At 72.8% G+C, this 24472-nt stretch carries 19 protein-coding genes; 8 read left to right on the forward strand and 11 right to left on the reverse strand.

The features are described from left to right. The first annotated feature begins 204 nt into the window (after positions 1-204). The 3 genes from ACH34Q_RS13435 to rfbD are packed head-to-tail and all read left to right on the forward strand — an operon-like array spanning position 205 to position 3085. Entirely contained in the window at positions 205-1272 is a 1068-nt protein-coding gene (locus ACH34Q_RS13435; protein ID WP_395983195.1) for a glucose-1-phosphate thymidylyltransferase, read from the forward strand. Further along, complete coding sequence (rfbB, locus tag ACH34Q_RS13440) at positions 1269-2258, forward strand: dTDP-glucose 4,6-dehydratase (RefSeq protein ID WP_395983196.1); 990 nt, start codon at positions 1269-1271, stop codon at positions 2256-2258. Before ACH34Q_RS13435 ends, rfbB begins: the two co-directional genes overlap by 4 nt. After that, on the forward strand, positions 2255-3085 hold the full coding sequence (gene rfbD / locus ACH34Q_RS13445) for a dTDP-4-dehydrorhamnose reductase (RefSeq protein WP_395983197.1): 831 nt from the start codon (positions 2255-2257) through the stop codon (positions 3083-3085). The genes rfbB and rfbD overlap by 4 nt, the downstream gene beginning before the upstream one ends. Positions 3086-3102: 17 nt before the next feature. Here the strand turns inward: rfbD and ACH34Q_RS13450 are convergent, their stop codons facing one another. Then, positions 3103-3867, reverse strand: coding sequence for an SDR family oxidoreductase (locus ACH34Q_RS13450; RefSeq protein WP_395983198.1), 765 nt, complete (start codon positions 3865-3867; stop codon positions 3103-3105). Positions 3868-3945: 78 nt separating this feature from the next. Between ACH34Q_RS13450 and ACH34Q_RS13455 the strand changes: the two genes are divergently transcribed. Next, entirely contained in the window at positions 3946-4554 is a 609-nt protein-coding gene (locus tag ACH34Q_RS13455; protein WP_395983199.1) for a TetR/AcrR family transcriptional regulator, read from the forward strand. Here the strand turns inward: ACH34Q_RS13455 and rfbC are convergent. Continuing rightward, complete coding sequence (rfbC, locus tag ACH34Q_RS13460) at positions 4551-5144, reverse strand: dTDP-4-dehydrorhamnose 3,5-epimerase (protein WP_395983200.1); 594 nt, start codon at positions 5142-5144, stop codon at positions 4551-4553. The genes ACH34Q_RS13455 and rfbC overlap by 4 nt on opposite strands. Before the next feature lie 125 nt (positions 5145-5269). Between rfbC and ACH34Q_RS13465 the strand changes: the two genes are divergently transcribed. The 3 genes from ACH34Q_RS13465 to ACH34Q_RS13475 all read left to right on the forward strand — a co-directional run bounded on the left by ACH34Q_RS13465 (position 5270) and on the right by ACH34Q_RS13475 (position 8185). After that, positions 5270-6166 carry a glycosyltransferase family 2 protein gene (locus ACH34Q_RS13465; RefSeq protein WP_395983201.1) on the forward strand — a complete coding sequence of 299 codons (897 nt, stop codon included), beginning with the start codon at positions 5270-5272 and terminating at the stop codon, positions 6164-6166. Between the two features lie 108 nt (positions 6167-6274). Then, positions 6275-7225 carry a sulfotransferase domain-containing protein gene (locus ACH34Q_RS13470; RefSeq protein ID WP_395983202.1) on the forward strand — a complete coding sequence of 317 codons (951 nt, stop codon included), beginning with the start codon at positions 6275-6277 and terminating at the stop codon, positions 7223-7225. Positions 7226-7309: 84 nt separating this feature from the next. Continuing rightward, positions 7310-8185, forward strand: a complete 876-nt coding sequence (locus ACH34Q_RS13475; protein ID WP_395983203.1) for a hypothetical protein — start codon at positions 7310-7312, stop codon at positions 8183-8185. Here ACH34Q_RS13475 and ACH34Q_RS13480 read toward each other — a convergent pair. From ACH34Q_RS13480 to ACH34Q_RS13515, 8 genes are all read right to left on the reverse strand, one after another. Next, complete coding sequence (locus ACH34Q_RS13480) at positions 8069-9187, reverse strand: glycoside hydrolase family 26 protein (protein WP_395983204.1); 1119 nt, start codon at positions 9185-9187, stop codon at positions 8069-8071. The two genes, ACH34Q_RS13475 and ACH34Q_RS13480, sit on opposite strands and share 117 nt — an antisense overlap. Then, the gene (locus ACH34Q_RS13485) at positions 9184-10542 is read right to left on the reverse strand and encodes an RCC1-like domain-containing protein (protein WP_395983205.1); all 1359 of its coding nucleotides are present in this window, start codon (positions 10540-10542) and stop codon (positions 9184-9186) included. Before ACH34Q_RS13485 ends, ACH34Q_RS13480 begins: the two co-directional genes overlap by 4 nt. Further along, positions 10535-12139: a polysaccharide biosynthesis C-terminal domain-containing protein gene (locus ACH34Q_RS13490; RefSeq protein WP_395983206.1), complete on the reverse strand. Its 1605-nt coding sequence runs from the start codon at positions 12137-12139 to the stop codon at positions 10535-10537. The genes ACH34Q_RS13485 and ACH34Q_RS13490 overlap by 8 nt, the downstream gene beginning before the upstream one ends. Positions 12140-12285: 146 nt before the next feature. Continuing rightward, positions 12286-14244, reverse strand: a complete 1959-nt coding sequence (locus ACH34Q_RS13495; RefSeq protein ID WP_395983207.1) for a Wzz/FepE/Etk N-terminal domain-containing protein — start codon at positions 14242-14244, stop codon at positions 12286-12288. A gap of 224 nt (positions 14245-14468) precedes the next feature. Beyond that, positions 14469-16046: a hypothetical protein gene (locus ACH34Q_RS13500; protein ID WP_395983208.1), complete on the reverse strand. Its 1578-nt coding sequence runs from the start codon at positions 16044-16046 to the stop codon at positions 14469-14471. Further along, positions 16043-16906: a sulfotransferase domain-containing protein gene (locus tag ACH34Q_RS13505; RefSeq protein ID WP_395983209.1), complete on the reverse strand. Its 864-nt coding sequence runs from the start codon at positions 16904-16906 to the stop codon at positions 16043-16045. Before ACH34Q_RS13505 ends, ACH34Q_RS13500 begins: the two co-directional genes overlap by 4 nt. After that, entirely contained in the window at positions 16903-18108 is a 1206-nt protein-coding gene (locus ACH34Q_RS13510; protein WP_395983210.1) for a hypothetical protein, read from the reverse strand. The genes ACH34Q_RS13505 and ACH34Q_RS13510 overlap by 4 nt, the downstream gene beginning before the upstream one ends. A 56-nt stretch (positions 18109-18164) precedes the next feature. Next, on the reverse strand, positions 18165-19598 hold the full coding sequence (locus ACH34Q_RS13515; protein ID WP_395983211.1) for a hypothetical protein: 1434 nt from the start codon (positions 19596-19598) through the stop codon (positions 18165-18167). Between the two features lie 341 nt (positions 19599-19939). Here ACH34Q_RS13515 and ACH34Q_RS13520 point away from each other — a divergent pair, with 341 nt between their 5' ends. Further along, the gene (locus ACH34Q_RS13520; RefSeq protein ID WP_395983212.1) at positions 19940-22699 is read left to right on the forward strand and encodes a PKD domain-containing protein; all 2760 of its coding nucleotides are present in this window, start codon (positions 19940-19942) and stop codon (positions 22697-22699) included. Positions 22700-22835: 136 nt separating this feature from the next. Here ACH34Q_RS13520 and ACH34Q_RS13525 read toward each other — a convergent pair whose 3' ends face one another. Further along, entirely contained in the window at positions 22836-24383 is a 1548-nt protein-coding gene (locus tag ACH34Q_RS13525) for a DNRLRE domain-containing protein (RefSeq protein ID WP_395983213.1), read from the reverse strand. Positions 24384-24472 lie beyond the last annotated feature (89 nt).

Here is a 24472-nt window from a genome sequence, read left to right on the forward strand (position 1 = left end):
GGTCCACGTCCGGCGGCCGGACGTGGCCGCGCCCCGGCCGGAGGCGGCCGCAAACCACGAGGTCACGGGGTGATCGGCGCCGGTAGTGTCGATCACGCATCGACCTGCCGGTGACCTTTTCGCCGGTGGCCCTTGGAGCCGGTGACCCTTTGGAGGCCTTGTGGCCCCTCGCATCCTCCCGGACCCCGCCGTCCCGGGCGCCCTGTGAAAGCTCTGGTGCTGGCCGGCGGGGCCGGCTCCCGGCTGCGGCCCATCACCCACACCTCCGCCAAGCAACTCGTGCCCGTCGCCAACAAGCCGGTGCTGTTCTACGGGCTGGAGGCGATCCGGGACGCGGGGATCAGTGAGGCGGGCATCGTCGTCGGCGACACCGCCGCGGAGATCGAGGAGGCCGTCGGCGACGGCTCGCGCTTCGGGCTCCAGGTGACCTACCTGCCGCAGGACGCGCCGCGCGGGCTGGCGCACGCCGTGCTGATCGCGCGCGAGTTCCTCGGTGACGACGACTTCGTCATGTACCTGGGCGACAACTTCATCGTCGGCGGCATCGACGGACTGGTGCGGCGGTTCCGGCGCGAGCGCCCGCAGGCGCAGATCATGCTGACCCGGGTCTCGGACCCGCGCGCGTTCGGGGTGGCCGAGCTGGACGGCTCGGGCCGGGTGGTCGGCCTGGAGGAGAAGCCCGAGCGTCCCAAGAGCGATCTGGCCCTGGTCGGCGTCTACCTGTTCACCCGGGCCGTGCACGAGGCGGTCGCGGGGCTCAAGCCGTCCTGGCGGAACGAGCTGGAGATCACCGATGCGATCCAGGCGCTGATCGAGGGCGGGCACCGGGTGGAGTCCACCGTGATCTCGGGCTACTGGAAGGACACCGGCAACGTCACCGACATGCTGGAGGTCAACCGGCTGGTCCTGGAGAGCGTCGAGCCCCTCGTCGAGGGGGACGTGGACGCCTCGTCCGAGCTGATCGGCCGGGTCGTGGTGGAGGCGGGCGCGTCCGTCACCGGCTCCCGGGTCGTCGGCCCGGTGATCGTCGGGGCCGGTTCGGTGGTGCGCGACTCCTACGTCGGCCCGTTCACCTCGATCGACCGCGACTGCTCGGTGATCGACAGCGAGATCGAGTACTCGATCGTGCTGCGCGGCGCGTCGATCGACGGTGTGGGCCGGATCGAGTGCTCGCTGATCGGCCGCGAGGTCGAGGTGACCCCGGCCCCCCGCGTTCCGAAGGCCCATCGCCTCGTTCTGGGAGACCACAGCAAAGTGCAGATCAGCAAATGAGGGTCCTGGTCACCGGCGGTGCCGGCTTCATCGGGTCGCACTACGTCCGCCAGCTGGTCTCGGGCCGGTACGCGGCCTGGGCGGGCGCCGAGGTCACGGTGCTCGACAAGCTCACCTACGCGGGCGACCTGGCCAACCTGGAGCCGGTCGCGGGCCGCTTCTCGTTCGTGCACGGCGACATCTGCAACGACGAACTGCTGGCCCATCTGGTGCCCGGCCATGACGCCGTGATCAACTTCGCGGCCGAGTCGCATGTCGACCGTTCGATCGCCAGCGCCGGGGAGTTCGTCCGTACCAACGTGCAGGGCGTGCAGGCACTCATGCAGGCGTGCCTTGACGCCGGGACGCCGCGCATCGTCCAGGTGTCGACCGACGAGGTGTACGGCAGCATCGACACCGGCTCCTGGGACGAGGACGCCCCGCCGGCGCCCAACTCGCCGTACTCGGCGGCCAAGGCGGGCGGCGACATGATCGCGCGCGCCTACGCGCGGACCCACGGCCTGCCGGTCGGCATCACCCGCTGCGGCAACAACTACGGGCCGTACCAGTTCCCCGAGAAGGTCATCCCGCTGTTCGCCACCAACCTGATGGACGGGCACACCGTCCCTCTCTACGGGGACGGCGGCAACGTCCGCGACTGGGTCCACGTGGCCGACCACTGCCGGGGCATCCAGCTGGTCGCCGAGCGCGCCGACCGGTCGGAGCCCGGCGAGGTCTTCCACATCGCGGGTACAGCGGAGCTGAGCAACCTGGAGCTCACCCAGCGGCTCCTGGACGCCCTGGGCGCCGGCTGGGACCGGGTGGAGCGGGTGGCCGACCGCAAGGGCCACGACCGCCGCTACTCCCTCGACGACGCCAAGTTGCGCGGCCTCGGCTATGCCCCGAGCATCACGTTCGAGGAGGGACTGGCGGAGACGGTCCGCTGGTACGAGGACAACCGCGACTGGTGGGAGCCCCTCAAGAAGCGCTCTGAGGACGCGCGTTGAGCTGGCTCATCACCGGTGCCGGGGGCATGCTCGGCACCGACCTCGCCGTGCGTCTGGACGGCGCCGTCGCGCTCACCCGTTCCGACCTGGACCTGCGGGACCCGGTCGCCGTCCGCGAGGTCATCGAACGGCACCGCCCCGCGACGGTCGTCAACTGCGCCGGCTGGACCGCCGTCGACGGCGCCGAGACCGATGAGGACGCAGCCCTGGCCGTCAACGGCACGGCGGTCGGGGGCCTGGCGGACGCGTGCGCCGATACGGGGGCGACCCTGGTCCAGATCTCCACCGACTACGTCTTCGACGGCCGCGGCGTCCGCCCGTACGCCGAGGACGCCCCCACGTCGCCCGTCAACGCGTACGGGCGTACCAAGCTCGCGGGGGAGCAGGCGGCGGCGAAGGCGGGCGGCTACGTCGTCCGCACGGCGTGGCTGTACGGGGCGTACGGCCCCAACTTCGTCCAGACCATGATGCGGCTGGCCGCCGAGCGCGACACGGTGAGCGTCGTCGACGACCAGTTCGGCCAGCCCACCTGGACGGGCGATCTGGCCGACCAGATCGTCGCGCTCGCCCGCTCCGGTGCCCCGCACGGCGTCTACCACGGGACCAGCGCGGGCCGGACGACCTGGTACGGGCTGGCCCGCGAGATCTTCACATTGCTCGGCCTGGATCCCGGCCGCGTCCGGCCGGTCTCCAGTGCCGCGTTCCCCCGCCCCGCGCCGCGTCCCGCGTACAGCGTCCTCGGGCACGACCGCTGGGCCGCGGCCGGCCTGAGCCCCATCCGCGACTGGCGGGACGCCCTGCGCGCCGCCTGGCCCGCGCTGCGCTGATCAGACGGGCAGGCTGATCAGACGGGCAGGCTGAGCCCGAGCATCGAGCCGCCGGTGGCGTCGATCCGCTGCCCGGTGACCCACCGGGAGTCGTCGGACGCCAGGAAGGCGACGATGTCGGCGATGTCGGCCGCCTGCCCCACCCGGCCGAACGTGGAGAGCGAGCCCGCCTGCGCGCGGGCCGCCGGGTCGGCCAGCCAGGCGTTCATGTCGGTCTCGACGATGCCGGGGGAGACGCTGTTGACGGTGATCCCGCGCGGGCCGAGCTGTTGGGCGAGCGTGTGCGTCAGTACTTCCAGCGCGCCCTTGGCCATCGCGTACGCGATGATGTCCGGGGTCGCGATCCGGGTCGACCCCGTGGAGACGTTGACGATCCGCCCGCCGTCCCGGAGCCGTGCCAGGCCCTTCTGCACGATGAAGAACGGTGCCTTGGCGTTGACCGCGAACACCTCGTCGTAGCCCTGCTCATCGACCTCCGCGATCTGGCTGTACAGCCCGGTGCCGGCGTTGTTGACCAGGATGTCCAGGCCGTCCGCCTCGCGGTCGAAGGCCGTCCACAGCGCCTCGGCGTCGCCCGGGACGCCCAGCTTCGCCCCGATGGGGAAGGCCCTTCCGCCGGCGTTCTCGATCGTGGCCACGGTCTCCTTGGCGGCCACCTCGTTGTCGCCGTAGTGCACCGCCACCCGCGCACCGTCCGCCGCCAGCCGCACCGCGGTGCCCCGCCCGATGCCCCGGCTTCCCCCGGTGACCAGTGCCGTCTTGCCGTCCAGGATCCCGCTCATGCCGCTCACACCTTTCGCTAATGATCGCTACAAAAAGGACCGTAGCATATTGTTTAGCGAGTGCTATAAAATTGGGGCATGACGGCGAAGCAGCGCGGACGCCCCCGGTCGTTCGACCGGGAGGAGGCCCTGGAGCAGGCCATGCTGCTGTTCTGGACGCACGGGTACGAGGCGACCTCGGTCGCCGAGCTGACCCGGGCCATGGGGATCGGCGCGCCCAGCCTGTACGCGGCGTTCGGCGACAAGCGGACGCTGTTCGAAGAGGCGGTGGACCGCAACCGGGCCCGGTACGGCGTCTTCGCGGTCCGCGCGATGGCGGAGGAGCCGACCGCCAAGCGCGCGGTGGCGCAGATGCTGCGCGAGGCGGCCACCGCGTACACCGTCCCGGGCCTGCCCCGGGGCTGCCTGGTGATCACCGCCGCCACCAACTGCGCGCCAGGATCGGCGGAGGTGGAGGAGTACCTGCGTGGGCTGCGCAACGACAACGTCCGCGCCGTCCAGCGCAGGATCGAGGACGATGTGGCCTCCGGCGTGCTGCCCGCGGGCACCGACCCGCGCGCGCTCGCCCGGTTCAGCGGTGCCGTTCTCCAGGGGCTGTCACAGCAGGCACGGGACGGCGCGACCCGCGAGGAACTGGAGGCCATCGCCGAGATGGCCATGTGCGCCTGGCCACAGGAGACCGCCTAGGGCTGCTTGTGTGAGGCGTAGAAGTCGAGGCACTCCTGATAATCCGGGAGTAGCCCGGACTTCTCCGCCTCGGCCAGGGTGGGCGCGGCGGCGTCCTTGGGCGACAGGACGGGCTCGATGCCTTCGGGCCAGGCGATGCCCAGTTCGGGGTCGAGCGGGTGCAGGCCATGCTCGCGCTGGGGAGCGTACGGCTCCGAGCAGAGATAGATGACCATCGTGTCGTCGTCCAGGGCCATGAAGGCGTGCCCGAGCCCCTCGGCGATGTAGAGGCAGCGGCGGTTCTCGGTGTCGAGCCGTACGGCCTCGTACCGCCCAAACGTGGGCGACCCCACGCGGATGTCGACGACCACGTCCAGGATGGCGCCGCGTACGCACGTGACGTACTTGGCCTGGCTCGGCGGAACGTCGGCGAAGTGGACGCCGCGCAAGGTCCCCTTGGACGACACCGAGCAGTTCGCCTGGGCCAGGCTGAGGGGATGCCCGGCGGCCGCGAGGTCGTCGTGCCGGAACCACTCGTGGAACGAGCCGCGATGGTCGCCGTAGACCCGGGGGGTAGAAGAAAACGCTCCCTTGATGCCGAGTGGTTCCACATGCGGGATAATGCCATGATTCGCCGCTCCAACCCGGGCACGGGCATGGCGATCGAGGTCCGGTCCTGGTCATGCATCCGCATCGGGCCGTGTACGCGTCTGGTCATGTACTGGAGGGGTTCCGCTTGTCTCCATCCGTCGGTGTCGTGCTGCCGACCCACAACCGGCCCGAGCTCATGCGCCGCGCGCTGGAATCGGTGCTGGCGCAGGAGTACGACGGCGATCTCCGCGTGGTGGTGGTGTTCGACCGGGCCGAGCCCGACCGCACGCTGGAGTCCGACCGGGTCCAGGTGATCACCAACACCCGTTCGCCCGGCCTGGCCGGCGCGCGCAACAGCGGGATCCTGGCGCTGGACACCGACCTGGTGGCCTCCTGCGACGACGATGACGCGTGGCTGCCGGGCAAGCTGGCGGCCCAGGTGGCGGCACTGGAGAAGGAGCCGGACGCGGTGCTGTGCAGCAGCGGCATCCTCGTCGACTTCGACGGGCGCGAGCTGCCCCGGCTCGCGGGCACCGAGCGGGTCACGTACGAGGACCTGATCCGCGACCGGATGATGAGCGTGCACTCCTCGACGTACGTGGCCCGCCGCGAGCCGCTGATCGAGATCGGCATGGTGGACGAGTCGATCCCCGGCGGCCAGGGCGAGGACTGGGACCTGGCCCTGCGCGCCGCCCGGCGCCACCCCATCGTGAACGTCGACGAACCGCTCGTCCGGGTGCTGTGGGGCCTGACCTCGTACTACGCGCAGGCCTGGGAGACCAAGGTCGCCGCGCTGGAGTGGTTCCTGGAGCACTACCCGGAGATCGGCGACGAGCCGGGCGCCGCCGGGCGGGTGTACGGGCAGATCGCGTTCGGCTGCGCCACGGTCGGCCGCCGCCGCGACGCGATGCGCTGGGCCGGGCGCGCCCTGCGGGCCAACCCCAAGGAGCGCCGGGTGCCCTTCGCGCTCGCCGTCGCCTCCGGCGCGGTGTCGGGCAAGCGGGTGCTGCTGGCACTGCATTCGCGCGGCCGCGGCATCTGACCACGTCCGGACGGGACGACCCCGGCCGCCGAGGGCGAATCGGCCTCGCCATGGGGCCGTCAACTGTACGGTTAAGGGATGTTTCATGCTCGATACGGGTGAGGGTGGATGAACCAGGACGGCCCGGTGCGGGTGTTGTTCCTCGGCGGGCTCGGGCGCAGCGGTAGCACGCTGATCGAGCGCCTGGTCGCCGAGCTGCCAGGGACGATGTCCCTGGGCGAGGTCGTCCACCTGTGGGAGCGCGGGGTCGGCGCGGGCGAGTCCTGCGGCTGCCGGCAGAGCTTCCGCGAGTGCCCCTTCTGGACCGAGGTCGGGGAGATCGCCTTCGGCGGCTGGGACGGTTTCGACCTCGACCGCTTCCGGGCGCTGCGGGATCCGGTCGACCGGATCCGCCACATTCCCACGCTCTCCCGCCGCGAGCTGTCCGGTGACCTGCGCGAGACGCTCGATGCCTACGTCGATCACTACCTGCGGCTGTACGAGGCCGTACGGCAGGTGACCGGGGCGGGCCTGCTGGTCGATTCCAGCAAGCACGCGTCCCTGGCCTTCTGCCTGCGCTGGGCGAGCCTCGCGGGCAGGCTCGACCTGCGGGTGGCGCACATCGTGCGCGACAGCCGCGGTGTCGCGCTGTCGTGGGCCAAGCAGGTCCGCCGGCCCGAGGCCGCGGCCGGCGGCGAGGAGTGGATGGCGCAGTGGTCACCGGGCAAGGTCGCGCTGCACTGGAACGCCGAGAACGGCGCGTTCGGGCTGCTGGGCCGCCGCGGCGTACCGGTCGAGACCGTCCGGTACGAGCGGTTCATGGCCGACCCCCGGGCGTCGCTGCGGCGGATCGCCGAGTTCGCCGGGGTACCCGCCGACGACGAGGCGCTGTCGTTCCTCAGCGACGACCGGGCCGTGCTGTCGGAGAACCACACCGCCTCCGGCAACCCGATGCGCTTCAAGACCGGGCCCATCGAGCTGCGGCGGGACGACCACTGGCGCACCCGGATGGAACCGGCGCACCGCCGCACCGTCACCGCTCTGACGCTGCCGCTGCTGCGCCACTACGGATATGTGTGACCCGCTTCTATGTCTGAACCGCTGACGAGACCCCTCCGGCTTATGAGACCCCTCCGGCTTACGAGACCCCTGCGAGGAATCCCTGTGCGAGTGCATCTGCGCCGCTTCCTGGTGTCCGCCGTCGTCGCGCTGATGGCGCTGGCCGTCTGGCCCGGCGCACCGGCCCGGGCGCAGGTCGATATGGAACTGGTGGCGGAGTCGATCGGCGAGGCCGGGTACTACGTGGACTCGGGCGCCGGCTACTTCAAGTCCGACAAGGCCCTGGACCTGCTGCGCGACACCAAGGACCGCAGGGTCCCGGTGTTCGTCGCCGTCCTGCCCAAGGGGGTGGCGGCCGACAAGGCCGCCACCCAGTTGATGGCGGCCGTCGGCCGCAAGGGCACGTACGCGGTCCTGGCGGGCGACACGCTCCAGGTTCGCTCCAACACGCTCCCCCCGGCCACGGTCACCTCGACCCTGAAGAAGGCGACGGCGGCCAACGCGGGCCGTCCCGACAAGGCCCTGGTCGACTTCGTGAGCCAGCTGCCCAAGGCCCAGCAGATGCCGCCCAAGGACCCCCGGACCGTCAAGAAGCCGCTCAACGAGACCAAGGTCGGCGAGGACCGGTCGGCCGCCGAGCAGGAGGCCGCGGACTCTCCGAAGACGCCGGCCGCCGCCACCCGCAAGGACGACGGCGGATTTCCGATCGGGCTGCTGATCGGCGTGCTCGGCGCACTGGCCGTCCTGGTGGCCGTGGGCGCGTTCCTGATCCTGCGCCGCCGCGGCAAGGCCACCCCGGCACCTGTGGGCGCACCGGGTGGTGCGGCAGGCGGAGTGCCGGGTGGGGCTCCGGGCGCCGGTGGGCTACCCGCCGGGCCGGGGGCCGTCGGGGGTGGCGCGCAGTCCACGCCGCCGCCTGGCCACGACCAGCGCGGTGGCTCCGCCGCCGACCAGCAGGGTCCCCCCGGCGGCCAGCACTAGAAGCGCCGGCGGCAGGCCGGGCTCTGGACAGTCACCGATGTCGCAGGGCTCGGCCGCCGAGAACGTGGGGGCGGCGACCATCCTGCGCCAGGCGGCCGTCGCCGCGGGCGAGGTGCGGTAGTCCCAGTTGCACTCGGCCGGGGTCTCGCCGCGCGCGTAGCGGTCGTCCCAGTGCAGGAGCGCCTTGTACCCCCGGTACTCCGGCTTGGTGAACAGCCGGGCCGCCTCGTCCAGCCAGCGCGCCTTGCGGTTGGGACGGTCGGCGTCCTCCACCGACCCCCATTCCAGGATCATCAGGCCCTTGCCCGGATGGCGCAGGCCGAACTGGCGGTGCGGCTCGATCAGCTCGGCGAGGCTGCGCCAGCCCTCGGAGCGGCCGCGGCACTGGTGCCAGTTGTAGGCGTCCACGCCGATGTGGTCGACGTAGGCGTCGCCCGGGTAGTACCGCTCCGGCTGCTTCTGCGCGAACGTCTGGTCGGTCAGCGTCCAGACGAACCGCACATTGTCGGCGCCCTCGTCCCGGAAGACCGAGACCACCCGCCGCCACGCGGCGGCGTACTCCTCCGGGGTCCCCATCCCGGACGAGGCCTTGTTGTCCGGCTCGTGGTTGAAGGTGAAGTAGACCACGCCGTCCAGCTGCTTGAGCTGGCCGGCCTGGCGGCGCACTTCCCGGTCGAGCGCCGAGCCGGGCCGGGACGCCGCCAGGTCCGCCCAGCTCAGCGACCGCCCGTCCGCCAGGCGCGCCTTGACCGACAGGAAGAGCACGTGGCGGTCGGCGGCCGAGCGCACGTAGGGGTCGACCAGATCCTCGCCCCAGCGGCGGAAGATCCGCAGGCTGCTGAGCCGCCGCCCGGACTCCTGCTCGCGCGCGGCCAGCTCGGCCTGGTCCTTGGCGACGGATCCGATCAGCACCCGGTGCCGTTCCGATGCCCCGGACGAGCAGGCACCGGCCAACAGGGCGGCCGCGAGCAGGGCCGCGGCCGGCCCCGTGGATCGATTCATTCGGTTCCTCGGGGCCGTACGAGCAGAAGCAGGTGCCGGGCGCCGGCGGCGAGGTTGGTGATCGTGGAGATCCGGGCGCCCTTGGCGGCGACGAGCGGGCCGGGCCGGGTCCTGGCGACCCGGTTGCCCGAGCCGAGCTGTCCCTTGCTGGCGACGCCCCAGGTCAGGGCCGAGCCCCCCACGAGCACGGCCACCCCGTACCCCTGCCCGGCGCCCATCCTGGACACTCCGCGCAGCGACTCGGTGTGGGTGCCCGCGACGTGGACGGGACGCGGCGCGGGCTTGGTGGTCCCGTTGCCGAGCTGCCCGTTGGCATTGTCGCCCCAGGCCAGGACCGTACCGTCACGGTGCACCGCGTAGTTGTGCTTGCCGCCCGCCGCGACGAACGTGACCTCGTCGAGCCCGCCGCCGCCCGGGTCGGCGACCGCGCCGGGCACCGTACGGGGACGCCCGGTCCCGTCGCCGAGCTGGCCGCGGTCGTTGGCGCCCCAGGTCAGTACCCGCCCGTCGCCGAGGCGCGCGAGGACGTGCTTGCTGCCGACGGAGATCTGGGCGACGCCGGCGAGCCTGCCGCTCCCGCCCGCGCCGCGTACCGGCCCCGGCAGCCCGCGGTCGCGCCCGCCGCCGTCGCCCAGCAGGCCCGCCCGGTTGGAGCCCCAGGCCACGACGGCGCCGCCGCGCAGCAGCGCCAGCCCGTTGTGGTCGCCGGCCGCGATGGCCGTCACGCCGGTCAGGGCGCCCCTGCCGGTCGCCGACCGGACCAGGGTCGGGAACTTGGAGGACTTGCGCGAACCGCTGCCGCGCTGTCCGTGGCCGTTGGATCCCCAGGTCACGACGCTGCCGTTGCGCCGCAGGGCCATGGAGAGGCCGCCGCTGGCGGCGATCGCGGTGACGTCCTGCAGCTCACTCGCGCCGCCGGGGGCGCGCACCGCCACGGGCGCGAAGCTGGGCTTGCCGGTTCCGTTGCCGAGCTGGCCGTTGGCGTTGGCGCCCCAGGCCATCACGCGGCCCTGCTTGGTGAGGGCGAGCGAGTGCCGGTCGCCCGCGGCGACGGCGACGACGTCGGTGAGATGGCGTCCCTGCCCGGCCACGACCGGGCCCAGGGCGACGTCAACGTCGTTGCGCGGCCGCCCGAGCTGCCCGTCGCCGTTGAGCCCGGTGCTCCAGACCTCGCCCGGCGTCCCGTCCTTCTGGTCCGCGGCGGGGGACGGCGCACCCGCGGGCGCACCGGTCTCGGGAGAACAGGCCGCGAGGGTGCCGGTGACGGTCAGGGCCAGCGCGGAGACGAGGACCGCGACCCCGCGCCGTGCCGGCCGAGGGGTGGGCCGGGGGCCGGGGCGAAACTGATCATCCATGGGCGGCACCGGTCTGTTCTGGCGGGGTGGTCACGGCGACCGGAGGGTGGGCGCCGCCTCGGCGTCGCGTCACCAGCGCCTTGAACGCGGTGAGCGCGAGCCTCTCCCGTCCCGCCCACAGCAGCGCCAGATAGCCGGCCGTTCCCAGCACCAGGCCGGTCAGCAGGGCGAAGACGTTCCTGCCGAGTCCCACCTGCGCGACGATCGACAGCATACCGAAGCAAACAGTGGCATAAGCGATGGAAGTGAATAGACCGGCTCCACTCGGACCCATCCCCAGCAGGCGCCGGATCTGGACCAGCGGCAGCAGGTTGCGGGTGGCCAGCGCCGCGGCGCGGGCGAGTGCCGCCCCCGTCACCCCCAGGACCGGGATCAGCACCACGTTGAGCGCGAGGTTGACGGCCAGCGACACCGAGTTGTTGGCCAGGCTCAGGCCGCTGCGCCCGGCCATGATCAGCACCACGTCGGCGGGCCCGACGGCGGCCGCGAGCAGCATGGTCACCGCCAGGATGACGGTGGCCGCCTGCCCCTCCGCCGCGTACTCCGGACTGAAGATCGTCAGGAACGTGTGCGCCCCCACCGCCAGGGCGAGGTAGAGCGGCCAGGTGATCACCACGGTCCAGGTGCTGCTGACCGCCAGTACCCGCTGCGCGCCGTCCCGGTCGCCGATGGCCAGCAGCCGGCTCACCGCCGGCTGCATCACCTGCTGCACCGCCTGCGCGGCGAGCTGGCCGAAGACGACGAAGCGGGACGCCGCGGTGTAGATCGCCGCGTCCTTCGGGGAGCTGAGCGCGGCGATGAGCACGATGTCGGAGCGCTGCAGCGCGGTCTGGCAGATCTGGGCCACGGAACGGGGCGCGGTGAACCGCCAGAACTCCCCGGCCAGCTCGCGCGGTCCGAGCTCGGCGTCGCCGTCGGCGGGTGCGGCCGCGCGCCGCGTACCGGCCCGGCGGGACAGCCCGCGGTAGGCGACCGCCGCCGCGATCAGGCCCGGAACGTACGGTGCCGACCAGGCCAGGGCGAGCACCTCCGGCCCGCCGGACAGGGCGTAGGCGACCAGGACGGCGCCGACCTGCGAGACCTGCCGGAAGATCTTGTCCACCAGCACCGTCGGCCGCATCGAGTCGTACCCGCGGGTGGCCGCGAGCAGGGCGTCCTGCGCGGCCGCGACCGGCAGGAAGACCGCCATGATCCGGAGCATGCCGGTGGCCTGGCCGGCGCCGCCGGAGTCGATCAGACCTGCCAGCCAGGGCGCGGCCAGCGCCAGCGCGAGCGCCGCCACGAACGCCGTCGCGACCACCGGGACCAGGGCGATCGGCACGGTCCGGCGGGCGCTCACGCGCGCCCCGAGCGCCAGATGGCGCGGCAGCCACCGCAGCAGGCCCGCGTCGGTGCCCAGCCCGGCCACCGCGTTCAGGATGATGAACAGCGACATCGCCGCGAAGAACGCCCCGGCCACGGCCGGCGCGTACGTGCGGGCCACCGTCACGATCAGCGCGAAGCCCATCAGGCCCGCGCACATCGCCCCCACGAGGTTGATGGCGCCACCCCGGGCGAGCCTGGTGAGGTCGGCTGGGGGCGTCTGGGAAGTGGTCATCGCTCGTTCCGGTCCGGACCGGGGCGGGCCCGGGTCATGCTCTGTCGGGTTTGCCGTGTACGGATTGCCTGGGTATGGATTGCCTGGGTACGGACGCGCTGGGTACGGGTGCGCCGGTGCGTGCGGGGCCCGGCCGGGCCCCGCGGTCAGGCCGTGGCCTCGCCCTTGCCCGTCCCGTTCTTGTTGATCGAGGCCTTCGGGATGACCGGCATCTTCGGGGCGAGCACCGCCGGGTCGATCGCCGCAGAGTCGATGGAGGTCGGACCGGCCGGGTCGGGACCCTCCGGTATCGGGCCGACGGGGCCGGGGCCCGCCGGGCGCGGGCTCGCCGGGGGGACCGGGCCGGGCTTCGTCGGGTGCCCTCCCTTGGGGCCGGACGACTTCGGTCCGGCCGCCTTGGCGTCCCCGGGACGTTCCTCGGGCGGACGGCTGCGCTTGCCGGAGTAGCGCGGACCGGCCGTGCCGCCCTCAGGGCGCCGGGGCTGCCGCTGCTGGGGCGCCGGCTCGGCTCTCGCGGGCGCTTCCTCGCTGAACTGGTCGTAGCCCGTCGGGGGAGCGGGCCGCCGCCCGGTGCGGGAGGGGCGCCTGGCCGGCTGGCGCGGCAGGGCGACGGTCTCATCGCCGCTCGGAACCGCAGGGGCGACCGGGGCGGCCGTCCGGGGCGGGCCGGACTCCAGGACCACGCCGACCACGTCCGCGCCGGCGTGGATCGCCTCGGTCCGGGCCTGCTCGAGCTGGTCGCGGGTGGTCAGCCCCCGGTGCACCACCAGGATGACCTTGTCGACGAGCGTGCAGAGGGCCTGCGCGTCGGCGTCGTGCACGCTGGGACTGTTGATCAGCAGGAAGTCCGCGCGGCCGCCCAGCGTCTCCACGGTCGTCCGCATCCGGGGGCCGCTGAAGCGGTGGCCGGACGCGGCGGCGTCGCTGCCGCGCGGCAGCAGCCGCAGCTGCGGGTCGGCGTGGATCAGCATCGCGGCCGGGTCGGCGCCGGTGAGCAGCGCCTCGGAGAGTCCCTTGCCGGGACGGACGCCGAACAGCCCGGCCGGGTCCAGGCCGTGCGCGGTGGCGTCGATCATGATCGTTTTGGAGCCGGCGAAGGCGAGCGCGACCGCCAGGTTGGTCGCCGTGGCGGCGGCGGTGCCGCCGGGCGTCGCGCTGGCCACCAGCAGCGACACCGGCGTCTCGGGGATGTGTGCCACGAGCCCGGACCGCAGCCGGCGGTAGGCCTCTCCCGTGGCGCTCTTCGGCGCGCTCTTGGGCGTGTCGACGAGTGCCAGCACTCCGCCGCCGGCCTCGGCCGGCTCATCGGGGATCGTGCTGAGCAGCCGCAGCCCCAGCGCCTCGATCTGCTCCGGGACGCGCAGCCGCTGGTCCAGGCGCTGCCGCAGCCACACCAGGAACACGCCCAGGGCCAGCCCCGCGGGCAGCCCGCCCGCACCGAAGATCACCATCCGCATCACCGCCGCGCCGGACGGCGCGGTCGCCGGGTTGATGACCTGGCCCGGGCTGATCGGCGTGCTGCTGATGTCGTTGCTCTGCTCGTCGATGACGCCGAGCTGGTTGGTGTAGGCGGTGATGCGCTGGGTGAAGTACGTCCGCTGGCTGCCCGAGGCGCCCGCGAGCTTCTGCGTCGCGGCCCGCAGCCGGGCCTCCACGGTGGCCGACTGGTCCTTGAGCTTCTGGATCCGCCCGTTCAGCACCGACTGCGCCCGCTGCCTGCGGAACTCCAGGTAGGCCTCGGCGAACGCGCTGGACCCCGCCCGGGCGTCGCCGGCGCTGGCGGCGGTGTAGGTGATGTTGAGGACCTGGGTGTTGGGCGGCACGCTCACCGACACCTGGGAGCGCAGCTTGCCCAGGTCGCTGCCCTTCAGCCGCTGCTGGGCGATCCGCGCGACCGCGTCGGTGCCGACCAGCTGCGCCTCGGTCTCCAGGTTGACCAGGTCGTCCCCGCGCCCCTCGGGCGAGTACGGGTTGCCCTCCAGCGGGCTGACCAGGACGGTGGCGTTCGCCGAGTACTGCGCGGGCAGGAGCACGGCGACCGCCACGCCCAGACCGGCCCCCAGGACCGCCAGGACGACCAGCAGGCGGATACGCTGCCGGAGCATGATGACCAGGAGACTCCTGGTCTCAGGCGAATGGTCAGCCGCCACGATGTTCCCTCCCGGTCCGGCCGTCTGTTCGCCGAACGTCGATGCAGACTTTATCTGTTGATGACAGCTTGTTCGGCTTTGTCCGCGTCACCGTGATACCGCGTCACCATGCTGCCGCGTACCGTGATGCCGGGCTCCGTGATACGGGGCATCGTGATGCCGGGCATCGTGATACCGGGTCACCGTGCTACCGGGTCCGGCGCCGGCCTGGTGACGGTCCCGGCCGCCCGCTCGGTGAGGATCAGGCCCCGGGCCGGCACGGCCGCGTCGGCCAGCTGGTCGATCCCGCGGGCCACGTCCAGGTCGATCGCGCTGCCCTGCTCGACGACCACCACGGTGAGGTCGCAGAGGGTGGCCAGCGTCAGGGTCTCCACGCTGCCGAGCGCGGGGCCGGTGATGATCGCCATGTCGGCCCGGCGCAGCGCGCGGTCCAGGCCGCCGCGCAGCCCCCGGTCGCCGTCGCTCAGCCGCATGGTGCGTTCGATGCAGATCCCTTCCAGTCCGTCCGGCCGGGTCCGGTCCGTCCGGCCGGACCGGGCGGGGGCGTCCGGGTCCGCGTCGCCGGCGTCCGTGTTCGTTTGAGAGCCGGCGTTCGTTCCAGGACCGCCGCTGACGTGGACGGTGTCCCCGCCGGCGCCGTTGATCGGAACCCACTCCTCGCGCGGGGCATCCTCGTCCTGGATCCGCAGGAAGGTGGTGGTCACGCCGCCGCTGGCGCACAGCCGCGCCAGCTGCCGGGCGATGGGCTCGGCCGCGCTCGCCGGCGCACCGGTGACCAGCACCGAGCCGGCCCGCTCGTCGAAGATCATATTGCGCAGCCGGCGGCAGGTGTCGTCCCGCGCGGCGGCATCGGGGCCCGCCGTGCCGATGACCGGCACCCGCGTGTGCACCTGGATCCCGGCGGCCGTGCGGATCCGGTGCGGCCGCCGTTCCCGCCACACCGCGAACAGCAGGCCGAGGAGCAGGCCGACCCCCGCGCCCGTCGTGAGCGACACGTCGCGGCGCCGGTCCTCGGGCCGCTTCGGGAGCGCGGCGCGCCGTACGATCTCACCCGGTGTGACCGCCTTGCCGTCGATGGCCGACAGATCCTTGCGGACCTGCTCGATCTGCTTCGCGATCGCCTGCCGGCGGGTGCGCGCGACGGTGTCCGACAGCGACGCCGCCTCGCCCGGCAGGGTCTCCAGCTGCTTCTCCAGCAGCTTCTCGCGCCGCTGCAGCGACTCGCGGTCGCGCTGCTGCACACCGCCCAGGATCTCGTGCCGCAGGTTGAGATAGGCCTCCGCGGTGATCTCGGCGCCCTCGCGGGCCTGCCGGGGCTCGTAGGCGCGCACGCCGATCGTGATCACGCGGGTGTGCGGGGCCACCGTGACCACGATGCGCGAGTTCAGTTCGGAGCGGGACAGGCCGTTGAAGCCCGGCAGCGTGCCGAGCCGGGCCAGGACCTCCTCGGTGTGGACCAGCTGCGCCTCGGTGTCGACGGTGGCGTCCTCGGGCGGCTTCGGCTTCTCCTCGCCCTCCTCCGCCTTGACCGCCTCCACCGCGTGCAGCGGCACCGCCGGCGCCAGTACCGTCACCGAGGCCAGGTACGCCTTGGGCGTGAGCAGCGCCAGCGCCAGCCCGAGCAGCCCGCCGATCGCGATCATGGCCACCAGCGGCCGCCGGTGCCGGCGGACGACGCCCGCGTAGTGCGACAGCGGCACCGAGTCCCGGGACCGGAGCGGCCGGTCGTCGCGCGGCCGCCCGGCGCGGCGGCTCATCGGCGCCAGGGCGGCACCTTGCCCAGTAGCGCCGCCAGCTGGTGGTCATGGGGTTCGAAATGGGTCTCCAGCCGGGCGCGCAGCTCCTCGGGCATGGGGGAGCGCGGCCGGGCGTTGTGCCGTTCGAAGGCGTCGGGACGCCGCCGGGAGAGCCCGAGGAAGTCCAGGACCCCGTCGTAGACGGGCTCCGGCTCGGCGAAGAAGTCCTCCGCGAAGAGCACGTGGACCCGGTCGCGGCCGAACAGCTCGTACAGCAGGGCGATCTGCCCGGCGTACTGGCTGCGGTCGAGGTAGGCGTGGTGCCGGTGGCTGTGGCTCAGGTACTGCGGATCGGCCTTGATCCGTTCGACCTCGCCCGCCAGCCGCTCCGGCTCCAGCTCCAGCGCCCGCTCGAACGGCTCGGTCTCGAAGCCGCGCATCAGCTCGTGCCGGTGCGCCGAGTAGGCGCGCTCGACCGGATCGCGCAGGATCGCCAGGAGCTTGACGCCCGGCAGGTCGCGGGCGATGCGGTGCGGTGCCTCCGGGTGGTGCATGTAGTACCCGGCCGACTCGAACGCCAGCGGCGGCTCGTCGCCCGCCCGCCGCCGCGCGGCCGACCGCAGCGGGAAGTGTCCCTGGTACCACGCCATGGAGCGGTGGTACTCGACGTCGAAGTAGTGCACGCCCTTGTGGAAGTTGGGCTGGACGACCGCCGGGTGCTGCGCCAGTGCCCGGAAGAGCGAGGTCGTACCGGCGCGCTGGGTCCCGACCATGAGGAAACCGGGCAGCATCCGCGCGTCGGCGGTGAGCCGGCCCAGCGTGCGGGTGGCGTTGCGGCCCGAGTCCTTCACCCATTGGGGGGCGTCGCGTCGGGTGATCACGGCTTTCCTCCGGTGTCTTCGAGCAGCTCCAGCAGCCGGTCGGCCTGCCCGAGGACGGCGTCCCCGAGCGGTCCGCCCGCCGCGCGCTGGTACCGGCAGCACAGGGCCAGATAGTAGAGGTCGGCCGTGGCCGCGGCCGCCGCGCCGGTGACGCCCAGGGGCCCGGTCAGGTCGGCGGCACCGTCCGGGCGCCGCTCGTACGGCGAGGGGCCGGGACGCCGCGTCGCCTCCTGCAGGCGGTAGTGCAGCAGGTCGAAGCCGCGGGGGACGGCGGGCTCGAAGCGCTCCCAGTCCCAGAGCTGGAACTCGCCCCGGTGCCACGCCATGTTCCAGGGCGTCCAGTCGCCGTGCCAGGCACCGAAGTCGAGCATCTGGTCGCCGTACGCGGCGGCGATGCGGTCGATCACCGCGGCGAGCCGCAGCGACCGCTCGCCCATGAGCTCGTCCGGCGTGGCCCTGAGGCCGGCCCAGAAGTCGCTGCCGGCGAGCGTGGCGCGCTTGGTCCCGCTCACCCCGAACAGCTCGTCCATCGCCTTGAGCGGGGCACCGCGCCGCGGGCGCCACCCGCGCGCGCTGGTCGGCAGCGGGGACAGGACCAGCAGCGTCAGCCCGTTCCACCCGCCGTGCCACAGGACGCGCGGGATCGTGATCCCGTGGAGCGGGCGGCCGTCGAGGAAGGACAGCGCGGCCGCCTCGCCGGCGAGCAGTTCGCGCGTGACGCCGGTGTCGCCGACCTTGACGAAGGCCAGCGGCCGTCCCTCCGGGGTGATCGCGTGCAGGATCGGCTTGCGGTTGGCGCGGGCGGTGCCGAGCCCGATCGTGACCACCACGCGCCGCCCCAGCAGGTCGCTGAGGCGGTCCTGGACCGAGCCCGTGCCGCCGTGGACCTGGAGCCGGTCGCGCAGCGCGCGGCCGGGCAGGCCGGTGCGGGCGGCGGTGGCCACCAGGCTCCGGGACACGCGCTGGCGCACCGTGAGGTCGTGGCTGTACCGGCGGAGCGCGGTGGCCGCCACGGCGGGCAGCGTGGACGGGATGAGTAGCCGGGGCGCTTGCGCGTTCGGCAGGAACGACAGCTCGTGCGCGTCGCCGCCGGCACCGCCGGCGGAGGTCACCTCGGCGTCGGGCCACAGCGCCGCGACCGTCTCGACCCAGGGAGCGGCGGTGTCGCCCAAGCGGCCGCCGCCGGCACGGTCTCCGTTCACAGGGCCGCCGTTCACAGGGCCGCCGTTCACAGGGGCGCCGTTCACCTCGCCGGCGGTCACAACGCCGCCCCGTGCGGAGCGGCGGCCGCGTCGCGCTTGGCCCGCCACATCAGGGCCACCGCGATCATCACCGTGTACAGCGGGACCTCCACAAGGTCGTAGAAGAACAGGAACAGGGCACAGGACAGCAGGACGCAGCATCCGGCCAGCGAGTAGGCCGAGCGGTCCAGCCAGTGGCGGACGAACCGGATCCCGAAGAAGACGAGGAACGCCAGCGTGCCGACCGTCCCGTGGGCGAAGATCAGCAGCCAGATGTGCCCCTGGGTGCCCAGCGGCGGCGAGCCGCAGGCGCTGCAGCCCGGCCGCGACCCGCCGCCGATCGACTGCAGGTTGCCCTGGACGTCACGGGTCGAGCCGAAGCCGACCAGCGGCGAGCCGGCCAGGGCGGTACCGATGGTCTGCGAGGCGAGCTCCGTCCGCCGGTTGTTGCTGTGCGGGTTGTCCAGCCGGGTCATGATCATGCCGGGCAGCGGGGAGAACGCGACCAGGACGGCGCCGATGGCCAGCACGGCGATCGCCCGCGAGATGTACTTGGCGCCGCCGACGATGATGATCTTCATCAGTGCGAACGCCACGATCAGCCCCAGCGCGGCCCACAGGCCGCGGTTGAGGGAGTACACGACCGGCCACAGCGAGGCCATCAGGATCAGCACGCCGAAGAGCCGCTTGCGGCCCCGGGCGCGGATCACCCAGGTGATCAGGAAGAACGGCAGCAGGAACGCGTACGCGGCGCCCCAGGTGTTGGCGTAGGCGAACGGGGCCATCGGCCGGGACTGTTCGAAGCCCAGGATCGTGGAGATCTCCGCGGTCTTGGGATCCACGATGTCGCGGACGAACGGGTTGCTCGCCACCCCCTCGGGCAGCAGCAGCTCGAACGGCGAGGTGATCTGCAGCCCCGGCAGGAACGAGCCGACCAGCCCGCCCACCGTGGTGAAGATGAACATGATCCCGAGCAGGCCGCCGATCCGGCCCGTGGGCAGCTCGCGCTCGTCGTGGTTGGCGATGTAGAGCAGCACGATGGTGCAGCAGAGGTACCAGGCCATCCGCCAGCCGAAGACCAGCAGGCGGCTGACCCCGCCGCCGGGCTCGGTGTCGGGGGCGTCGGCCCACAGCACCACGACGCCGAGCATGACCCAGGCCAGGAAGAGCAGCCACACCCCGAACCCGCCGGGCGCCACCAGCCGCTCGCGCCGCCGCCACAGGTACAGCGCCATCGGCACCGCCATCACCATGAAGATCAGTGCGCCGAGCCCCAGCATCCACCACAGCGGGAAGGCCAGGAAGATCACGCTGAGTGGCCAGCCGGGACGCAGGCGTCCCGGCTGCGCGGCCGGGCCCTGCGGCGACCGGGCCGGGTCCGTGCCGGGCCTCGAGGGATCGGGCGTCGAGGGCAGCGGCAGTGGCAGCGCGATCGTCTTGTCGTTCGCCACCGTTCCACCCCCGTTCACCGAGGATGGATCCTACTGGGCGCCCGTGACCGAACGTTGCCGGACCGGGATAAATCACGCATCGTCCCGGCATCGGATCAGGCGGATGCCGTGGAGACGAAAACGTTAGGCACCCGCCGCTGTCCGATACCGCTGCCAGCGGTAATGTTGCCCAGCTCCCTGTCGAAATGTCGTTGGTCGAATGTCGTTGGTCGAGCTGTCGCCGTGTCGTCGTGGCTCGTGCCAGGGGTGTGCCATGGGTGCCGACGGATCGAGGATCCGGCCGGGAGAAGGGGACATGTATGCGCCTGAGAAGGCTCTGCGCCGTTGTGACGGCCACGGTCTTGACCACAGTCGGACTCGGGGCGGCCGGAATCCCGGCCCACGCCGAGGCGGACCGTGGCTCGCTGGTGAACGCCGACCCGGTCGGCTTCACCCCGCACCTCCAGGACGGTGCCGTCAAGGCGATCGTCCAGGTCGGTGACCGGATCTTCCTGGGCGGCAGCTTCACCCAGGTGAAGGAGAACGGGGCCGGCAAGCCGGTTCTGACCCGCACCCGGCTGCTGTCGTTCAACGCCAGCACCGGCGCGATCGACGCCGGTTTCGCCCCGGACATCGACAAGGGCGAGGTCAGCGCGCTGCTGCCCGCCCCCGACGGCCAGTCGCTCTACGTGGGCGGCAGCTACAGCAACATCAACGGCACCCCGCGGTTCAAGCTCGCGCGGGTGAACATCAACACCGGCGCGCCCATCGCCGGCTTCCAGCCGCAACTGGACGCCAAGGTGCTGGACCTGCGGCTGGCCGGGGGCCGGCTGTACGTGTCGGGCCCCTTCAGCACGGTCGGCGGCGTGGCGCAGAACGCGCTGGCGGCGGTCGACCCCACCACCGGCGCGCGCGAGGCGTTCTTCGACATCGACATCGCCGGTACGCAGAGCGGCGGCACCACCTCCATCCTCAAGATGGACCTCTCGCCGGACGGGACGCGGCTGGTCGCGGTCGGCAACTTCACCACCGTCGGCGGCCAGTCCCGGCCACAGATCGCGATGTTCGACCTGAGCGGCGCGCAGGCGCAGCTCGCCGGCTGGCAGACCGCGCGGTACGCCGACGCGTGCTCGGCGTCGTTCGACACCTACATGCGCGACGTCGACTTTTCGCCCGACGGCGCCTTCTTCGTCGTGACGACCACCGGAGGGCACGGGGGCTCGGCGAAGCTGTGCGACACCCACGCGCGCTGGGAGAACGTCGCCACCGGTACGGGCAAGCAGCCCACCTGGGTCAACTGGACCGGCGGTGACACCAGCTACGCGGTCGAGGTGACCGGCAACGCGGTCTACGTCGGCGGCCACTTCCGCTGGGCCAACAACCCCTACGCCGCGGACCGGGCCGGTCAGGGCGCGGTGTCCAGGGAGGGCATCGCCGCCCTGGACCCGGCCAACGGGCTCCCGTTCACCTGGAACCCGGGACGGACCCGCGGCGTCGGCGTGTTCGACCTGCTGGCCACCCCGCAGGGACTGTGGATGGGCAGCGACACCGACGAGGCCGGCGGCGAGTGGCACCAGAAGGTCGCGATGTTCCCCACCGCGGGTGGCAAGGAGCTGCCCGCGCTCAACACGGGAGCGCTGCCCGGGAACATCTACTACGCGGGCGGCACCGGCCTGATCGCCGACAACTACCTGCGGCACCGCTCGTTCGACGGCACCACCGCCGGAGCGCCGGTGGACGATCCGACCGGCGGGATCGACTGGCGCACCACCCGGGGCGCCTTCATGATCAGCGGCGTGCTCTACCACGGCTCCTCGAACGGGGCCTTCGTGTCACGCTCCTTCGACGGCGGCGGCTTCGGTCCCGCCGAGCCGGTCGACACCGCCGACCAGCTGGCCAACATGACCACCTGGCACGGCCAGGTGCCGTCGATCAAGGGCATGTTCTACGCGGACGGCAAGGTCTACTACACCCGCGGAACCTCGGCGCTGTACTACCGGTACTTCACCCCTGAGAGCCGCGTGGTCGGCGCTCTGGAACTGACCGCCACGGGCAACCTGCCCGGCGTCAACTGGAGCAACGTCGGCGGGATGTTCACCGCCGGCGGCAAGCTCTACTACGTCGACACCGCGGACGGGAAGCTGCGCAGCCTCGCCCTCACCGACGGGGTGCCCTCCGGGACCCCGGCCGTGGTGGACGAGAGCGACTGGCGCGGGCGCGCGACGTTCCTGTTCTCCGGAACGGCCAACCAGGCCCCCGTGGCCGACTTCACCCGCACCTGCGCGGAGCTGAGCTGCTCGTTCAACGCCTCGGCCAGCGACGACCCCGACGGCACCATCACCACCTACGACTGGGACTTCGGTGACGGCGAGAACGCCACCGGCGCCACCCCGGACCACGTGTACGACCAGGCGGGCACGTACACCGTGAAGCTGACGGTGACCGATGACCGCGGGTCCTCCGACAGCGCCCAGCAGTCGGTGACCGTGGCCCCCGACCAGGTCGGGATCTCGTTCCGCGGCACCGACGGGTACAACGCCAACACCGACGCCGCCACGGTGAACGTCCCCGCCGGGGTCCAGGCCGGTGACGGCATGCTGCTGATCCTGACCCACAACGCCACCGGCGTGACCCCGACCCCGCCGTCCGGATGGACGCAGGTGGGCCGGCAGGACAACGGCCGTGCGGTGTCCACCGTGTGGCGGCGGACGGCCGTCGCGGGTGACGCCGGTACGGCCGTCCAGGTCGGGCTCAGCGGCTTCGCCAAGGCCGACCTGCGGATCCTGGCCTACGCCGACACGGGCGCCACCCCGGTGGCCGTGGCGGAGGGCGCGGCCGACTCGGCCGACACCGCGTCCCATCCCGCTCCGGACGTGACCGTCGCCAACCCGGGCAGCTGGGTCGTGACGTACTGGGCGGACAAGTCGTCCACGACCACGGCGTGGACCGCACCGGCCGCGGGCACCGTCCGCGGTACGAGCATCGGCTCGGGCAGCGGACGCGTGACGTCCCTGGTCGTGGACAGCGGCGGGGCGGTGCCGGCGGGGGCCTTCAACGGGCTCAGCGCCACGACCGACACCCCCAGCCGCGCGCAGATGTGGACGATCGTCCTGAACCGCTGACCGCGAGGGCGGCGGGAACGCGATGACGCGGCCCGGTCCGGGAGAGATCCCGGACCGGGCCGCGTTCGCTTCGGTCAGCCTCTGAAACCTCGGCGGTGAGAGTTCGGCCGGTAGGAGTTCGGCCGGTGAGAGCGGATCAGCAGAAGTCGCGCCACGCCTTGATGCCCGCCGCGTCCCGCAGCCGGTAGTCGCCGGTGTGCCAGTCGAGGTCGAAGTAGGCCGCCCAGAGCGCCTTGTTCTTGGTGAGGTGGTTGGTCATCTCGCGCAGCCAGGCGGCCCGCTTCGCGCCGGTGTCGCCGCCCATCAGGTGGCTGCCGGTCTCGGCGACACCGAACGGGAGCCGCTCCGACCTGCTCACCGAGATGATCTTGCGGTACATCTCGGCGGGATCCTGGTAGCCGGTCTTGGAGAGGTTGTACGCGTCCCAGCCGAGCACCTGGACGACGCCGCGGCCGGGGTAGTAGTCGCGCCAGTCGCGGCGGGAACCGGGCTCCAGGCTCCAGCTCATCAGCACCAGCGTGGCCTTGAGCCGCTTGTTGCCGGCCTTGTCGGCCAGGGACCGCAGCCGCCGCCAGGCCGCCCGGTAGTCGGCCGCCGAGAACTCGCCCTTCGCGATGTTGTCCTCGGGCTCGTGGTAGTAGACCCAGTACACGTCGCGGTCGCCGGGAGCGTCGCGGAACCAGGTCCGCATCCGGTCGTCGTGGCGGCCCGACAGCACGTCGCGCGGGTTCATCTTGAACGAGACCACCGTGGTGCGGCGGTCGTCGCCGAGCTTGCCGGGCCAGCCGGCGGGGAGCCCGGGATAGAAGACCCGGGTCATCTCCATCCCGCCGTACCGCTGGTCGGTGGCCTTCAGCGCCGACTTGACCGACTGGCCGCCCTCGGGCTCGAAGGAGGCACCGCACAGCGTGCCCTTGCGGATGCGGTCGTCGTCGGACGGCGCGGGCGCGGGGACGCCGGCGGTCGGTTTCGGTACGGGCCGCTCGCTGCTCGGCACCGGACTGGGCGTCGGAGCCGGCCGGGACGGCCGCGGCGCGGGCGGCATGGCGACGTCGGAGGCGTCGGAGACGACCAGCCGGGGGCCCCGCGGCCCGCTCTCCCGGGCGTGGAAGCGCGCGGCCGACCATTGGCCGGGATTGGTCACGGCGAACGCGTACCGGCCGGGCCGGTCGACCCAGCGGCTGACGTCGAACGAGACGGTGCCGCCCTCGGCGCTCCGGGCACTGGCCAGCACGTCACCGGCGGCGGGACGGTCGGCCCAGGTCGTCCCCTGCTCGGACCAGCCTGCCGTGGGCAGCGAGCGCAGCTCCAACGTCGAGGGACGGTTGGCCAGCCGCTCGAAGGTCAGGTCGAGGCGGGCGGTGCGGACCCCCTTGGCCCGGCGCGGCACCTCGAAGGCCACATAGCCCTCGGTGTTCCAGCCGGGCCACGCCGCCGCGCTCATCGTGGCGGAGGTGCCCCGCCGGACGGCGGGGCTCTGCTGGATGACATAGGTGTCGGCGACGGCCGGCAGGCTCACCGGACCGGAGGACGCGCGTTCCGCGGTCTTCGGAGCCGCCTTGGACGCGGACACCGTGACCCCGGCGACGCACGCACCGGCGGCGAGCACCGCCGCGGTGGAGAAGGCCATCCTGCGGCCGCGCCGCCGGGACGGGCGGGGCGGGCCCGGCTCCGGTCGCCGCACGGGCGCCGGCCGGTGGCGTCCACGGCCACCGGAGGCCGGACCTTCTCCGCCCCCGAAGCTCGGTGGCGGACCGGAGGATCTGCGGTGGT

This window comes from Actinomadura sp. 9N407 (genome assembly GCF_044326315.1).
Classification (GTDB): Bacteria; Actinomycetota; Actinomycetes; order Streptosporangiales; family Streptosporangiaceae; genus Spirillospora.

Bases quoted from the DNA above. Each gene is read 5' to 3' on its own strand.
- rfbB (WP_395983196.1), top strand. From the start codon at position 1,269: ATGAGGGTCCTGGTCACCGGCGGTGCCGGCTTCATCGGGTCGCACTAC.
- ACH34Q_RS13450 (WP_395983198.1), bottom strand. From the start codon at position 3,867: ATGAGCGGGATCCTGGACGGCAAGACGGCACTGGTCACCGGGGGAAGC.
- ACH34Q_RS13455 (WP_395983199.1), top strand. From the start codon at position 3,946: ATGACGGCGAAGCAGCGCGGACGCCCCCGGTCGTTCGACCGGGAGGAG.
- ACH34Q_RS13470 (WP_395983202.1), top strand. From the start codon at position 6,275: ATGAACCAGGACGGCCCGGTGCGGGTGTTGTTCCTCGGCGGGCTCGGG.
- ACH34Q_RS13480 (WP_395983204.1), bottom strand. From the start codon at position 9,187: ATGAATCGATCCACGGGGCCGGCCGCGGCCCTGCTCGCGGCCGCCCTG.
- ACH34Q_RS13485 (WP_395983205.1), bottom strand. From the start codon at position 10,542: ATGGATGATCAGTTTCGCCCCGGCCCCCGGCCCACCCCTCGGCCGGCA.
- ACH34Q_RS13490 (WP_395983206.1), bottom strand. From the start codon at position 12,139: ATGACCACTTCCCAGACGCCCCCAGCCGACCTCACCAGGCTCGCCCGG.
- ACH34Q_RS13495 (WP_395983207.1), bottom strand. From the start codon at position 14,244: ATGCTCCGGCAGCGTATCCGCCTGCTGGTCGTCCTGGCGGTCCTGGGG.
- ACH34Q_RS13500 (WP_395983208.1), bottom strand. From the start codon at position 16,046: ATGAGCCGCCGCGCCGGGCGGCCGCGCGACGACCGGCCGCTCCGGTCC.